The organism is Yersinia aldovae 670-83, assembly GCF_000834395.1.
GTDB lineage: Bacteria > Pseudomonadota > Gammaproteobacteria > Enterobacterales > Enterobacteriaceae > Yersinia > Yersinia aldovae.
The window spans coordinates 1,373,934-1,388,602 of record NZ_CP009781.1; the positions used below are offsets into that span (position 1 = coordinate 1,373,934).

Sequence of the window (14,669 nt, forward strand, 5' to 3'; positions counted from 1 at the left end):
GGCCCCCCTCTATTAGCAACAGACAGTATTATTAAAGATAATTAACAGTAAACTGAGCTGTTGCATCTGCATCACCAGCAGTTACATTTGCAGCAGTTGATTCATACATTGCGGAGAATTTCAGGTGGTTATCACCATTACTCAGCAGAGTTGGTTTTGAAACAGTACCCAAATCTAAGTATTCATTGCTGCCACCTTGCAAACGAATACCTACATGCGTGGCTGCACCGGTTACACCCAAGATAGCGCTCTTCTCTGCATGGCCAGTACCCGTAAAGGTTACAGTTGCATTTTTAGAGGTCGTCGTGTCACACTCAGTCAGTACAATTTCGAATGGTACTGCGGTAGAACGATCACCAATGGCTTTGAACATATGGCTAGGAACTTGTCCCAAGTTAACAGTCTGATCCAGTGAGTCAGCATCAATACCACATGCACCTGTAACAATTTCACCTTCAAAACGGATAGTACCTGGTGTAGCTGCATATACTGACGCAGAGAAAGAAGCGGCCACCAGAGCAGCTAATATTAACTTTTTCATTCTTAATTCCTTGATATAAAAATAAAGCCACTGTAAGCGGCGGATTATAAAAACAAAGGATAATATAAAGAAGCCATGAACTCACAGATGTGATTTTTACTGGAAGTCATTATTTCCCGACTAACATACTAGATGTATTAATATGTATAAAGAATACATTCATAAAAATTCAAAATAAAATATAAAAACCCACAAAGAAAACAAGAATAAGCAGCAAACACCAATAAAAAACAAAAAATACAGATTTTAACGCTGGATTAACTCAATAAATAAGTTACAAATAAAAACTTATAATCAATCGCGTAAAATACCAAGAAATAAACCTAAGAAATAAGGAGGTTTTTGTAGGAACACTCATCTAAAATAAGTACATGCCGTACAAAAGCAGTGATTTAAAATAAAAACACACATCAATCCAGTAAATTTATGCTTTATGTTTTTATAGGATGTAAATGTAATGCTCGCGTGATGAGTTACACTTTCATATTGAAAATTAGGTTTAACAGGGGAAATATATGTTAAATTAAGACTAAAACGTATAGAATAGTTTCACTGAGGATTTAATTACACTAAAATTATTTTATAAAAAGAAATGTGTGAATATCAAAATGTTAATAAACACCCACATTAATAACCTAATGGAATCAGTCTTTAATTACGGAATTAATATATTGACGAAATGGAATTAGGGGGGGTATAAGTATGATAGCTAAATATATTAGGAGTGATTATTTAATATGGATTAAAACAACCATGATTTTTTATAAATTTTATCCATGGTAGTATCCGTAATAAGAGTAGACTAATACCCCATCTAAAATCACTCATAGTCATCATTCTACATTTTATGATAAGTAAAATAGTGATCATATACATCACCGAGCCAAAAGATTATAAGATAACACTTAAAAAACAAAGATGTTAACAATACAGACCCGCCGGCACCACTCCATATAATAATGTTAAACATCAGTTAGTTAGTTTATAACAAAGATTAACTAAACTTGTCGCGTTATACTTCTTGAAAATATTAATTTTGTGCGCACTTAGTGTCTTCACACTAACCCCCAATTCCATTGCGATACTTTTACTCGGCATACCTGATAATAAATATGGCAAAACCTCTTTCTCCCTTCTGGTTAATTTTAGAAAATGACTCTTAGTCTTTATGTTGGTGTTAGTTGCGAAAGTCATATCTAAAAAAACATCAGTGGAAAATAAACAATGATGTGTCACCAGCTCTATTTTTACAATGGATTCTGTTTTGCAAACAAAAATTAAATTTATTTTTTTTGAAAAAATACCAATCACCGGAAGTTCATTTTCTTTAGAGAAAAATACAACACTCCCTTTATTTACCTTTCTTCCAATAAATTTACAAACTTGATACTTTTCTGAAATAGATACGTTGTCAATATCAAAAAAAACTATCGGGTTAATTGATGATAATATCGCACATTCGAATTCAGCTAGTGAAGAACACACTTTAATAGAAAAATCAGTTCTATCTGACTTCCCTGCAAGGACATTGTCGACTATTTTTTCCAAAGAAAAACGAATCAAGTCACAATTGCTAAAGATGATAACATCATGCATAGATTATCTCACTCATTTAGAATTACAGATAATTATTTAAATACAATGCAGCGTTTCCTCACTCATAGGCAAACAGCAACACTATTTATTCACGAACATAAACATCGTCTTTATTCCCAACAAAGCGAACCATATAAAAACCAAAGTGGGCTATACACAAAAGTAAAAAATACGGACTAAATGCACTCCAAAATATTGAACTGTATACCCACAGAATGTTATAGGTGTGCCATTCATTGTTTTCATCAGAATACCGCCACCATTGATTCCAGCCTATACAGAGTAAATAAACGCCCATCATGACAGATGCTGAAGTTTACGACGTTTCAACACACAAAGACTATATTGGCAGGTATTGCGCCAGTCCCCACAGGTAGCCCCATGAGTTGGTTACCTATATTGCATTACCTCACAGCTAAGGAAAATGACTTTTGCGCAGTAAGAATCGGTCCTTTTCAGCCTTTCTCCGCGATATTCACCTAACTGAGTTCCTAAACCGTGAATTGGCAGCCCCCTCCTTTCTATTCTTTTTTTCTGGTCAAATAGCCTAATGCCGAGATCTATTTTTCAATCATCGCTATCAGAATTTTTCTATCAAGGAATAGAGTCCGGTGATCCCCTACTCAGACAGTGACATAACTATGACGTTTTTTTTAAAAAGAAAATATCAGATAAGGATGTATGTTTTGAAAGGCAGGGATGTAATTGATGACAGGGAAAGACTACAATGTAAGGCATTGATAAAATTAGTAGTTAATGCTATGTCTGTAGCATTATAGGTCATCGGTAGTCCATTTTACATGACTTGCTCATTGGACTGTTAACAGTTTTTCAACCGCATTCCACCCTCCCGCGAACACCGCGGCGTTGGGAATGTCATGCAAGCACACACTATTTTGTACAGAGCGGAGGTGGCACATGCCATAATCTCAGCAAGTTAGTAAAAACTGCTTAGCTCCGCTAACACAATTTTACTCAATCATATGACAGATCCTACAATATTATTGTGATATACCAAAAATGATGAGTTTTTATGATTGGAAAAAGCCATGTTAGATGGTTACAGGTGATTATATGAATAATGTATTGATTGTAGATGATCATCCGGTGGCCAGACTGGCTGTCAGAATGCTGCTTGAAAAAGACAATATGAGTATCGTCGGGGAGGCTGATGATGGGTTGAAAGCCCTTTCATTGGCTAAAGAACTCTGCCCTGACTTTATTGTTGTAGATATTGACATACCCTCTCTAAATGGGATTGACTTGGTGAAGTGTCTGCGCAGCAGGGGCTATGAGGGCGGTATTTTGGTGCTTAGCGGCAAGGATGATGAGCATTATGTAAAACGCTGTGCCAGCGCCGGTGCCGATGGGTTTATCAGTAAACGCAACAACTTGTTGGGATTTACTGATGCTATGCGTGCTATCAAAGGGGGTTACGGTTACTACCCTCGAGATCAATCACGTAAGGTCGCAATGTTGGGATCCATTGAGGAGAATGGACAAAGTAAAATCTCGACGTTATCCGATAAAGAACTTCAGGTGTTACGTTTTTTGGTTAAAGGGATAAAAGTGGTCGATATTAGTGTGAAAATGCAAATTAGCGACAAAACTGTGAGCACCTATAAACGACGTCTGATGCTAAAGTTAGAGTTGAAAAATATGGTGGAATTGTATGATTTCTCCCAACGTAACAACATCGATTGATACCCCGCTATGCGCAATGTGCTGATTCTGTTTTTCCTGACCTTATGTTGGCCTGTGGTAGTCCTGCCCGCCAGTGTTGAACCAACGCCGATGGTGCTATTCAGTCGGGAAACATCAGCGCCTGTTAACTTCAAACTCAGTGATAGCGACTGGCGTTGGTTAGGAACCAAGCGGGATGTGAATATTGCTATCTATGGGCCTGGGAATCCACCGTTCAATATCATTCAGTCACCGAACACCGTTGAAGGCATATCTGTCGATTATAGTCTGCTGGTTTTTTATTCTTTGGGGTTGAGGCCCAATATACTGCATTACCCTGACAGCAATGCGGCGTTAGCAGCATTGAATAAAGGCGAAGTCGATATGCTGATAGATGACTCCAACGAGCAATTGACAAAACACCTTAGCAGTACTCCCTTTATGCCTGACCTTACGGCACTGGTTTCCCGTGAAGCCTCATACTTTCCGCAGGCAAAGACGAGCACGAGTACACGTATTGCTTTATTGCAAGGGTCCTTGGGGGACGAGTGGCTACTCTCTTATTACCCTGACGCAAAAATTACACACTATGAATCATCAGCTATGGCACTGTTTTCTGTCGCTATCGGTGAAAATGATTACTTTATTGGCAGCCAGACCGTGGCCAATTTCCTGATCCAGCGTAACTACGCCAATATGATGTCAGTCGCTGATATCTTTCCTGCACAGAAAAGTGGCCCCCGTTTTGTATTTAGGCCTGACGGGCAAACGTTGCAGCGTGTTGTGAACACGGTACTAAAGGCTATTCCCTCCGCAGAGCATAAGGCGATTCTGCGGCAGTGGAGTCAAGAGTCGATAAGCGCACCTCTCGCTTTGACCGAGAAAGAGAAACGCTGGTTGACCCAGCACGGCGACTTACGCGCAGTGATTGACCCACTCTATGCGCCTTTTACCGTATTCGATCCAAATGAGAAACTCCACGGTGTCGCTGCTGATATCATCCGTCTTATTCACCTGCGTACCGGACTGAGTTTTAAAACAGTACAATCTGCCTCCATCATCGATACAATCAAAATGTTGAACGACGGTAAAGGCGATTTTATTGCTGCCCTTACTTACAGTGACGCACGTGATAAACTATTACTATTTATTCACCCATATGTGTCCACTCCCTTTGTCTTGGTAGTTAAAAACACCGCCTCGGCACCCACGTCGGTCAACGGAATAATGCGGCTATCTATTACGCCCAACAGCCAGTTTCAAGAACAGTTAAAAGAACAGCATCCTGGCATCTCATTCCTGGAAGCTAAAAATACCAGTGCAGCCCTACAGTTGGTAATTGATGGGAAGGCTGATGGGGCTATAAGTAATTTGATTAGCGCCAACTATATGATTGACCATTATTTTCGGGGTGATTTGAAAGTGGTGTCTCGCCTGGGTAAGGATGATGCGCTGATCTCTTTTGCGGTACGGCGAGACCAACCCGAGCTTTACAGTATTTTAAATAAGGCGTTGGCCGCTATCCCACCCAGTGAAATCTCGATGATAATCAATAAGTGGCAGGGCGCGCCCAAAATCAAGCTGGATACCTGGACAATTTATAGTGCCCAGTTCTATTGGCTGACCGGTATTTTCTTCGTATTGGTCAGTACGTCGCTGGTCTGGAATTACTATCTGCGCAAAGAGGTTCGGACGCGGCACAGTATCCAGCTAAAACTGCAAGAACAATCCACCTTGAGGGAAACGCTTTTCAACGGCACGCCCATGCCGACCTATGTGGTCGATTTAGAGGGAAACATCCTCAGCCATAATCAGGCGTGGGATGAGTTCTTTATACAGGAAACAAAAAACCTGGCGGCTATGCCCCTAACATCCCGGGAACACCCTCTTTTTGTTATTAATTTTGCGTTAACGCAGGTGCGAACCTTGCCAGTGAAGAGTGCCCCTCAGCGCTATCGCCTCAGTAATGGTGTAGAAGAGCGAGTGATTTTGCATCAGTCTACGCCATTTAAAAGGAGTGATGGAGAGTTACTCGGATTGATTTGCAGTTGGCAAGACATGACAGAATACGAATTTTTAATAAAAGAACTTTCTGCTGCACGGGAAAATGCTGAACAGGCTAACCGTACCAAAAGTACGTTCCTCGCCACGATGAGTCATGAAATACGCACACCTCTCAGCGCTATTATTGGGTTGTTGGAATTGGCGGTAACCAATAAAGGACATCCTGAAACAGAAGAATCTATCCAAGTGGCGTATGAATCTGCCCATACGCTAATGGGATTGGTGGGCGATATACTTGACATAGCCAAAATTGAGTCGGGTAAACTGGAGTTAACTCTGGAATGGATGAAATTTAATGAACTATTCTCACCGGTAATTCCGGTATTTATGGGACTGGCACGACAAAAACACTTAGAGCTGACATGTGATATTGATGTATTGCATCCGGAGGAGATTTATGTCGACCCAATACGATTGCATCAGATCATGTTCAATCTGGTCAGTAATGCCATCAAATTCACCGAGCAAGGTTCTGTCGATATACAGGTGAAATGTTTATCCGGCAGTGACCAACAGGTAATGCTTGAATTGGTGGTCAATGATACTGGCGTAGGTATCCCGCAAGATGATCAGCCGCAAATATTTAGTCCCTATAAACAATCCGATGCTGGGAAGAAGCAGGTGGGCACAGGCCTGGGCTTATCGATTTGCGCCCAACTGGTGTCCATGATGGGAGGAACTATTGAGCTGTTCAGCCAACCAGGTCGTGGAACGCGTATTACGGTAGAAATATCGGTAGAACATCGTCAGTACGCCATTGAACCCATTGAAATGGCGAGCGTACCGGTAGACGATGCTCAACCACTGTCCATACTGGTAGTCGATGACCATTCAGCTAACCGACTATTGCTCAAACGTCAGCTTTCTTTTTTGGGGCATCATGTGATTGAAGCAATAAACGGCGTTCAAGCACTACAACTATGGCGAAAGAGTCATGTTGAACTGATTATCACCGATTGCAGTATGCCTGTAATGGATGGTTTGGAACTGACAAAATGCCTGCGTAAAGAGCAACAAGTACCGCTAATTATTCTGGGGTTAACTGCCAATGCTCAGCCTGAAGAGCGGGCACGCTGTCTGGCCGCAGGGATGGATGATTGTTTGTTTAAACCGTTACAGTTATCGCAGTTAGAAATACAACTGAATAAAATACCTCGTCAGCCTCAACAGAGACAAGAACCAGGCGCAGTACTGGAAGACCTCATCGACTTAACCGCCCTTCAGCAACTGGCGCAACAAGATACTGGACTGTTACGTGATTTATTGCGTACTACCCATGATGAGAACATTCGTGACATTCAGCAATTACATATATTGATCGAAAGCAAAGCTTGGGCAAGCCTACCCCATACCCTTCACCGCCTGGCCGGTGCAGCGCAGATAATTGGTGCGGCCAAAGCTGAAAGATACTGTCGCGAGTTGGAGAAATACTGTGAAAATGCACTCGATGTCGATGAAGTGATTAAGCGGGTTAAGCAGGTTCTGGCGTCTGTTGCTGAACTTAACAACGCTATTAATGTATTTATAACGTCCCGTCAGTCACACTGAGCGTTCAATGGGGTATGATTAGGCACTAATGATCACGCTATTTTTATTAGGTTCTGTCGCATTAAGGCGTCGTCAGGTAACATGCTGTTTTTTTTAAGATGTTACCTACCCATGCCTCTAATCCGAAAAGCCTTCCGTCGATATTATTGCCCAGAGTGTTCGCTGGTATCTCGCTTATGCCCTCAGCCTGCGTAATCTCGAGGAGATGATGGCAGAGCGTGGCGTTGTCGTTGACTATTCCACCCTGTATCGCTGGGTTATCAGGCTGACACCTTTGCTGGAAACCAGAAGAAGAAACCATTACTGTCAGGCAGAACAAGTATCTGAATAATCTGGTTGAATAAGATCACCGAAACATCAAACGTCGGATACGCCTGATGCTGGGATTCAAATCGTTCCGGCGTGCACAGACGCTCCTGGCTGGCACCGAATTGATCCACATGATACGTAAAGGGCAATATCAATATCCGCAAAGTGAGAGATTGTCACCTGCGGAACAGTTTTATCTGTTGGCTGCCTAAATAACCGGCAGCTCCACTTTTGCTAACTTCACTACGCTAATGCGACAGAGCCACCTAAAATCTATTCACTTATTCACCTATAGGACCATCTCGCGAATAGCGTCTACGCGATTAACGAATCCGTTCAATTTATTATATAAGTCTTCAGCATGGTCATTGCAGGTAGGATTTAATATATACAATATCGCATTTGCTGATTCATCAAGACATAACCCTCCGCCTCCATATTCCTGCTCACTTATGTTCACTGAAAGAATTTTTTTATAACTTCCGTTTGAGTCCATGACATCACTGGCATAGCAAATCATTGCATGAAACTGCCACACGCCATCAACCAAACGAATAGAAATAGGATGAACACCATCAATAAGTAATATAGCTTGCTGTTTATCATCCAGAAATACATCAATTCCTAACTGCTTAGACAAAAATAACATTTGCTGTTTTATATACTGACTCATAGTCATACCTCACAATTAATCATTCCATGAGCTATCATTTTTATTTTCATTATCTTCACTTTCACTTTCACTTTCACTGCCACTGTCAGAAATCGCCGGCCTTCTAGCTTCAATTTGATTCAGCATAGCACTGAACAAATTAACTCCTGACTTATTCTGTTCAACTTTATTATTTTCCACATTTATTTCCGTATTAGGGTTCTGTGAAACTATAGCTTGTTCATTCGCCTTCGGAATCTTTTTTAATCCTCCTGCCTGACGCGCTTTTAGCTCCGACATAAAATCTAAGCCTTCCGGCTTTTCTGGCGTTTTTGTTTGATTGTTTATTGCTGTTTTTAACTTATGAGGTTTAACTTCAGTATTTAATGCTTCAAATAGTGGTGGTGGCATATCAGGAGGTCGTGGTATCTGAGGTGGTAGCGTCAGCGAAGAAAACTCCGACGGCGATTGCTGCGCTAGTAGTGATGATGGTGATGGTGGAAGCGGTGGTGACTGCATCGATGATGGTGATGGCTGCGACGACGCCATTGATCTTTCTATATCGGGTCTAAGGAGAGTTGGCGACACAGAAGGCGGTTTCCTACTTGCAGTGTCTACGTTCTCCCTGACCCCCTCATTAAAACGAGCGGCGTAGACTTGATGGCGGCACGCATCTTGAACTCCCGAAAGCAACAATTCTTCTTTCAGAAGCCCGGTCCCTTTAAGAAGAGTATTCATATTTTCGGCTGTAATATAAAATCCTGTTCTCTTATTTAAATTAATCTCATTAATATGATAATCTGGAATAACCACATCGTTTTTTATATTAGAGACGAGCGACATAAATGTGTCTGACGATGCTGGCATTGAGGTAATAAAATCCATCAGTACCATTCTCAAATAATGCATACTCTCTGGATTAAAACGGTTACGGCCTCCAATGTTAGAGATTAACCCATCGACTTTATTCGATAACGAATCAAACAAATCAGAATCACATTTATTTACATGAGAAATATCAAAATCCGCGAATGATAATTTTATTTTACCTTCTATTTCCCTATCACCATTATCACACTCTCTGTAAGAGGACTTCGCTTTTGTCACTTTATCAATAATTATAGAGATATCGGATAGCTCAATTTTCCCTTTTCCATTCAAATGAGTATTTACGATATCATTAACACCTTCGCCATAGATATTCACTAATGCAGCACTAAAGCACTCGATAGCTTTCGCTTCTCGATGCTCTAACGCCGCATACAAACCTTTAATAAAACTGAGCGATCCTAAGCATGTGCTATTTAAAACAATAATAAACCGTTCTGCTAGCGAGCGTCCCGCGGTAAGGCAGTTTTCCTTTCCATTATTTCTTACTGTAAGTACACCATTTTGGCCACTCATTTTTTCAATTTCATTATAATGTGAAATACCTAAGGTGCCACCTGTCGTTATTATAGAAACCATAATAAATACCCTCCATTTTAATGCGCACATGATTAAAACAACAAAAAAATAATATTGTTTTTTTTAAAATCACACTATGAGGTAATTACCTGACAATACATCATTTGGCGGATGTTGATATTGTCCTTTACGTATCATGTGGTTCAATTCGATGCCAGCCAGGAGCGTCTGTGAGCGCCGAAACGTGTTGAATCCCAGCATCAGCCATATCCGACGTTTGATGTTCCGATGGTCTTGCTCAATCCGGTTGTTCAGGTATTTACTCTGCCTAACATTGCTCGCTCCCTCATCAGCTTTGTCGGCGTTGAGCGTGAACAAAGCCGCTGTATTGGCCCCACTTTTATCGATAGTGACCACCTCCGGCTGACCCTGATGGCGAATGGCCTTGCGAAAGAAGCGCAATGCGGCTGCAGCATCCCGTTTGGCGGTCAGCAGGAAGTCGATGGTGTGACCAGCAGTATCCACCGCGCGGCACAGATATTTCCACTGGCCTTTGATTTTGATGTAGATTTCGTCCATGCGCCACCGACGGCCCGCTGAACGTTGGTGTCGGCGGAAGGCTTTATCCAGCAAAGGTGTCAGCCTGAGAACCCAGCGATACAGGGTGGAATAGTCAACGACAACGCCACGCTCAGCCATCATCTCTTCGAGGTTGCGTAGGCTCAGTGAATAGGTGAGATACCAGTGAACGCTCAGGGCAATAATATCGACGGGATAATGCAAACGCTTAAAGGCTTTTCGGATAAGAGACAGGGGTAGGCAACATCACAAAAAACAGCATGTTACCGGACTACACCTTAATGCGACAGAACCTTTATATTTATAATTCAATAAGATGATGATCTTTGTAAAAATCAAAAGACTGGTTTTATTATACTCCTACTTAATATGGGAATGAATAAGGCAGAATGACGACTATAGTTATAGTCTCGAGTAGACTTTCTTCTAAAAATCAATGGATGGTGCATATAGTGCGTAGATTAAACTTATTTTCATCATTTTTATTAAGTTTGCTTATCTCTTTGCCTGTGCGAAGTGATGGAGACCTTAATGAGCTTTTGGTTAAAAGTCTCGCCCCAGCCCCCTCTGAAGCAGCGTCAGAGATCGTCCTATACCCGGCAAAACGGGTTATCACGATGAATAACAAACAGAAAGAAGCCAATGCTGTTGCTGTAAACGGAAAAAGAATATTAATGGTCGGTTCATTAGAAAAACTGAAAAATCAGCTAGGAACCAGAACCTATCGTATTGACCCTATTTTTGATAACAAGATTGTTATGCCCGGATTTATTGATCAACATCTGCACCCAGTACTTGGTGCATTGACTCTAGCTACCGAGATAATTGCGCCGGAAGACTGGGTACTTCCCGACCGTACAGTCAAAGCGGCCCTCTCAGGGTCTGAATATCAACAACGTCTTAAACAAGCGGAACAAGAGCTTACAGACCCCCAAGGATGGCTAATTAGCTGGGGATATCATGCGCTGTGGCATGGAAAACTTGATCGTGCGGTTCTTGATAAAATCAGCTTAACTCGACCAATAATGATTTGGCAGCGTTCATGTCATGAGTTTATCCTCAATACTGCTGCTCTCAACGCATTAAATATTACAGAGAAAGATGTCATAGATAAAGGCGATGCAAGTCGACAGGTAAACTACGCAGAAGGCCATTTCTGGGAGCAAGGGCTTAATTTGGTCGGCAGTAAAATACTTAAACAGATAGCAACACCGGAAAGACTGACGTTTGGACTCAAGCAAATGGTCGCTTATGAGCAGGCGCATGGGGTCACCGCATTTAATGAGCCAGGTGCTATCGTAAGCCCAGAAATGTGGGCACTTTACGAACAAATCCTGGGGGCTGAAGAAACACCTATGTACTCAACATTTATTGCTGACGGACGTGCGATAGTAGATCGCGTGGGGATAGACAACGCTTTAGATGCTGTTGAAAAAACTATTGCTATAGCACCCCAGAAAATAGGGAAAAAATTAATGTTTTTCCCTAATCAGATAAAACTTTTTGCTGATGGTGCAATTATTTCTCAACTAATGCAGATGAAGCAGCCTTATACGGATGGCCATCAAGGTGAATGGATAACCCCACCAAAAGAGTTAGATAAACGTATAAAATTATTTTGGGATGCCGGTTATCAAATACACGTTCATGTTAATGGCGATCAAGGATTAGATGTTGTACTCAATAGCTTACAAAATAGAGAAAAGGAACATCCAAGAGCTGACCATAGATTTGTCATTGTTCACTTTGCAAATTCAGATGAAGAGCAGATAAAAAAATTGGCTCAGTTAGGTGCTATCGTAAGTACCAATCCTTATTACACTACTGCATTCTCAGATAAATATGCGATTGGCCTGGGCAAGTATAGAGCAGACCATATGGTTAGATCCGCTTCTGTATTAAAAGCCACACCTCATTTGTCATTTCATTCTGACTTACCCATGGCACCGAGTGATCCGTTATATTTGGTGTGGGCTGGAGTTAACCGGATGACAACAAGTGGTCGAATAGCCGCACCAGAACAAAGAATATCTGTTGATGCCGCATTACGCGCGATTACTATCGAAGCCGCGTATTCTTGGCGTAAAGAAGATATGATCGGAAGTATTGAACCAGGGAAAATCGCCAATTTCACAGTATTAGAAGAAGATCCCTATCAAGTCAATAAATTGAAAATAAAAGATATTCCTGTTTGGGGAACAATGTTTGAAGGTAAAGTATTTCCTGTTCCTCAAAAAATTAGAGCCAGGATGGCTAACAATATTCAAACAAGCCAAATTTCACCGTCAATTTCAAATTTTTCAGAAGTAACTAAAGTATCGACAGATAAGCAGGGTTTAAACCACGATTTTGATAACTGTCAGTTAGCAGAATTATCCCATATGGCAATGATCGCTTACAGTAAGAATAGTTTGAAAAAATGAGTGGTATTTGAGTTGGGGATTTTCTGGGTCCACCAGACGGTTCTGAAAAACCGTTCGGTTGCAATACGATGGGATTGTTGCGAATTACCACATAGCTCGAGTTGTTACGGTAACTATATCGGGTGATATTGTAAGCACACCCGTTTTAGTTCCACGTACTTTTGAGCTATCTGTGTTTTTAGTCATCAACCGGTACTCTTCCAGAGTCAAATTATTCAGGGATTTATGAGGTATGAAAGTCTGGACTCACGATACTCCTTCAGAACTTCATTAATCCCCTAACCCGGCCCCGCTGCCGGGTTATTCGTGCCTGTAATCTGACAATCTCACCACCCTACCCGCGTTGCCCCTTTCTAGCAGCCTTCATAGTACCATCCTATTTTCAGAATTTTGCTCACTCTAATTGTTTGGAGTAATCATCCAAATCCAATATTCTTGGTCGGGAATTAATGTGGTAATAACAAGGAAACGTTATGGAGACATCAAGATTTATTAAAGCTATGGCTGAGGGAATCAAGTCAATCCCTATGGATTTATATTTAGGGGTCGAGCGAACTTTTCAAGATTTGAATCTTTCAGATGGCGGACGATATTATCAGCAGCGCAATATGTCTGATGATAAGCGTTTTCTAAATGCCTTCAGTAATCTAGTTCGTGATCGATTTATTATAGCTAAAATAGCAGATATCATCATTAATGATACCCTCAGCCGTTTGCCGGATGAAACCATTCAACAGTTACACCAAGAACTTATCTATGGTGCAACGGGTAAAATCACTCGTATGGCTGCGCAAACAATGATATCAGGTTACATCAGTGGGAGAGTCGTTAGTGGCTTAGCGGCCAGTTCAGTGGTAACACTTAGTTTTAGACTTGGCACCACAGCTATGGTTTCCATAGTAATGCTACAAGGGATTGCTTCTCGAGCAAGTGAAGCATCGCGAACATTAGCCCGAGCAAATCCATCACTTTTTAATAAACTAAAATCAGATGACTACGATATGTTGTTCTTTCTTTTTGAAAAACCATTCGAGCGTTTTATTCAACTTAGTAAAATAGCAAAAAATAACCCTATGGCTTTAAGGAATTTTGCAGATGAAATCAAAAGTTATTAATGGTTTTTTGCGTCTTATCTTCGATATGATTGGCGTTATCATGACGTTCTTAATGGCTATAGGGCTTATGATTGCTTATGCCTTCTATGAAGGGATAACTGCCTGGCTAGTCGCTATCGGATCCATCATCGGTGGCGCTATACTCTTTTGGGCTGTACAAAAATGCAGTGATAAATTTACAGTAACGAAGCAGAAATAAAAGATTGGTAATTGCAAATAGTGATATCTGATATTTCTAACCAACTTTAAATAACCGGGCCATTAAACCCGACTTTGTATTTTAGAATTCCGCTGGCCAGACAGGGACACGATAACCCTGATTGACCGCCTCCACTAACAACCATTGCGGCAGTTCGGGCAATTCAATCAACGGCCAGTTTTCCACTGTCGGCCATGCACGGTAGGCGGCGCGGGTGGTGGTTAACTCGGTGCGCTGCACCTTGGTTAGCGGGGTATCACCGATGCAGTAGTCACTGACCATCATTGGATCGGTGGCAGTAATAAAAGCATCACGATAACTGCGCGCCGTGGCGGCCAGTTCATTGGCGGTGAGTAGTGGCGGTGAGATATCCGCCCATGCAGGCATCCCAACAACAACAACCCTGCACTTACCCAGCGGAAATACGGTGTACTCATGAAAGAGACTATCAGGGATTTCAGTCACATCTGATAAATCCCAGCCCGCCGACACATATCGCTCAAGCTGGTCTGTATCAAAAAATGAATTGTTTTTAGCACTCCACCATTTCATA

At 41.5% G+C, this 14,669-nt stretch carries 11 protein-coding genes and 1 pseudogene; 6 read left to right on the forward strand and 6 right to left on the reverse strand.

What is annotated here, in order from left to right; translation table 11 throughout:
- Window positions 1-31 precede the first annotated feature (31 nt).
- Together AT01_RS06315 and AT01_RS06320 are read right to left on the reverse strand one after the other, a co-directional pair.
- Window positions 32-541: a fimbrial protein gene (locus tag AT01_RS06315; protein WP_042546518.1), complete on the reverse strand. Its 510-nt coding sequence runs from the start codon at window positions 539-541 to the stop codon at window positions 32-34.
- Window positions 542-1,510: 969 nt separating this feature from the next.
- Entirely contained in the window at window positions 1,511-2,137 is a 627-nt protein-coding gene (locus AT01_RS06320; RefSeq protein WP_042546519.1) for a LuxR family transcriptional regulator, read from the reverse strand.
- A gap of 1,074 nt (window positions 2,138-3,211) precedes the next feature.
- Between AT01_RS06320 and AT01_RS06325 the strand changes: the two genes are divergently transcribed.
- From AT01_RS06325 to AT01_RS06335, 3 genes and pseudogenes are all read left to right on the forward strand, one after another.
- Window positions 3,212-3,841: a response regulator gene (locus AT01_RS06325; RefSeq protein ID WP_042546520.1), complete on the forward strand. Its 630-nt coding sequence runs from the start codon at window positions 3,212-3,214 to the stop codon at window positions 3,839-3,841.
- A gap of 9 nt (window positions 3,842-3,850) precedes the next feature.
- Window positions 3,851-7,432 (forward strand): transporter substrate-binding domain-containing protein, encoded by a 3,582-nt coding sequence (locus AT01_RS06330; protein ID WP_052489943.1) that lies wholly within the window; start codon window positions 3,851-3,853, stop codon window positions 7,430-7,432.
- 111 nt (window positions 7,433-7,543) lie between these two features.
- Window positions 7,544-7,953: pseudogene (locus tag AT01_RS06335) on the forward strand (DDE-type integrase/transposase/recombinase).
- 77 nt (window positions 7,954-8,030) lie between these two features.
- On the opposite strand, the gene AT01_RS06340 reads toward AT01_RS06335, so the two are convergent.
- From AT01_RS06340 to AT01_RS06350, 3 genes are all read right to left on the reverse strand, one after another.
- Window positions 8,031-8,414: a CesT family type III secretion system chaperone gene (locus AT01_RS06340; protein WP_042546521.1), complete on the reverse strand. Its 384-nt coding sequence runs from the start codon at window positions 8,412-8,414 to the stop codon at window positions 8,031-8,033.
- Between the two features lie 15 nt (window positions 8,415-8,429).
- Window positions 8,430-9,860, reverse strand: a complete 1,431-nt coding sequence (locus tag AT01_RS06345; protein WP_042546522.1) for a hypothetical protein — start codon at window positions 9,858-9,860, stop codon at window positions 8,430-8,432.
- A 69-nt stretch (window positions 9,861-9,929) separates the two neighbouring features.
- A complete protein-coding gene (locus tag AT01_RS06350) occupies window positions 9,930-10,613 on the reverse strand; it encodes an IS6 family transposase (protein WP_042546523.1) in 684 nt (227 codons plus the stop codon).
- Window positions 10,614-10,996: 383 nt separating this feature from the next.
- Here AT01_RS06350 and AT01_RS06355 point away from each other — a divergent pair, with 383 nt between their 5' ends.
- The 3 genes from AT01_RS06355 (at window position 10,997) to AT01_RS06365 (ending at window position 14,116) form a co-directional block, all read left to right on the forward strand.
- Window positions 10,997-12,802 (forward strand): amidohydrolase, encoded by a 1,806-nt coding sequence (locus AT01_RS06355; protein WP_052489998.1) that lies wholly within the window; start codon window positions 10,997-10,999, stop codon window positions 12,800-12,802.
- Window positions 12,803-13,275: 473 nt separating this feature from the next.
- Window positions 13,276-13,917: a hypothetical protein gene (locus AT01_RS06360; protein ID WP_042546524.1), complete on the forward strand. Its 642-nt coding sequence runs from the start codon at window positions 13,276-13,278 to the stop codon at window positions 13,915-13,917.
- Window positions 13,898-14,116 (forward strand): hypothetical protein, encoded by a 219-nt coding sequence (locus tag AT01_RS06365; RefSeq protein WP_042546525.1) that lies wholly within the window; start codon window positions 13,898-13,900, stop codon window positions 14,114-14,116. Before AT01_RS06360 ends, AT01_RS06365 begins: the two co-directional genes overlap by 20 nt.
- An 81-nt stretch (window positions 14,117-14,197) precedes the next feature.
- On the opposite strand, the gene AT01_RS06370 is transcribed toward AT01_RS06365, so the two are convergent.
- Window positions 14,198-14,668, reverse strand: coding sequence for a phage tail protein (locus AT01_RS06370; protein WP_042546526.1), 471 nt, complete (start codon window positions 14,666-14,668; stop codon window positions 14,198-14,200).
- Window position 14,669 lies beyond the last annotated feature (1 nt).

What these genes read in the sequence shown, in the direction of transcription:
- AT01_RS06315 (WP_042546518.1), bottom strand. Translation starts at nt 541, where the DNA reads ATGAAAAAGTTAATATTAGCTGCTCTGGTGGCCGCTTCTTTCTCTGCG.
- AT01_RS06320 (WP_042546519.1), bottom strand. Translation starts at nt 2,137, where the DNA reads ATGCATGATGTTATCATCTTTAGCAATTGTGACTTGATTCGTTTTTCT.
- AT01_RS06325 (WP_042546520.1), top strand. Translation starts at nt 3,212, where the DNA reads ATGAATAATGTATTGATTGTAGATGATCATCCGGTGGCCAGACTGGCT.
- AT01_RS06330 (WP_052489943.1), top strand. Translation starts at nt 3,851, where the DNA reads ATGCGCAATGTGCTGATTCTGTTTTTCCTGACCTTATGTTGGCCTGTG.
- AT01_RS06340 (WP_042546521.1), bottom strand. Translation starts at nt 8,414, where the DNA reads ATGAGTCAGTATATAAAACAGCAAATGTTATTTTTGTCTAAGCAGTTA.
- AT01_RS06345 (WP_042546522.1), bottom strand. Translation starts at nt 9,860, where the DNA reads ATGGTTTCTATAATAACGACAGGTGGCACCTTAGGTATTTCACATTAT.
- AT01_RS06355 (WP_052489998.1), top strand. Translation starts at nt 10,997, where the DNA reads ATGAATAACAAACAGAAAGAAGCCAATGCTGTTGCTGTAAACGGAAAA.
- AT01_RS06360 (WP_042546524.1), top strand. Translation starts at nt 13,276, where the DNA reads ATGGAGACATCAAGATTTATTAAAGCTATGGCTGAGGGAATCAAGTCA.
- AT01_RS06365 (WP_042546525.1), top strand. Translation starts at nt 13,898, where the DNA reads ATGAAATCAAAAGTTATTAATGGTTTTTTGCGTCTTATCTTCGATATG.
- AT01_RS06370 (WP_042546526.1), bottom strand. Translation starts at nt 14,668, where the DNA reads ATGAAATGGTGGAGTGCTAAAAACAATTCATTTTTTGATACAGACCAG.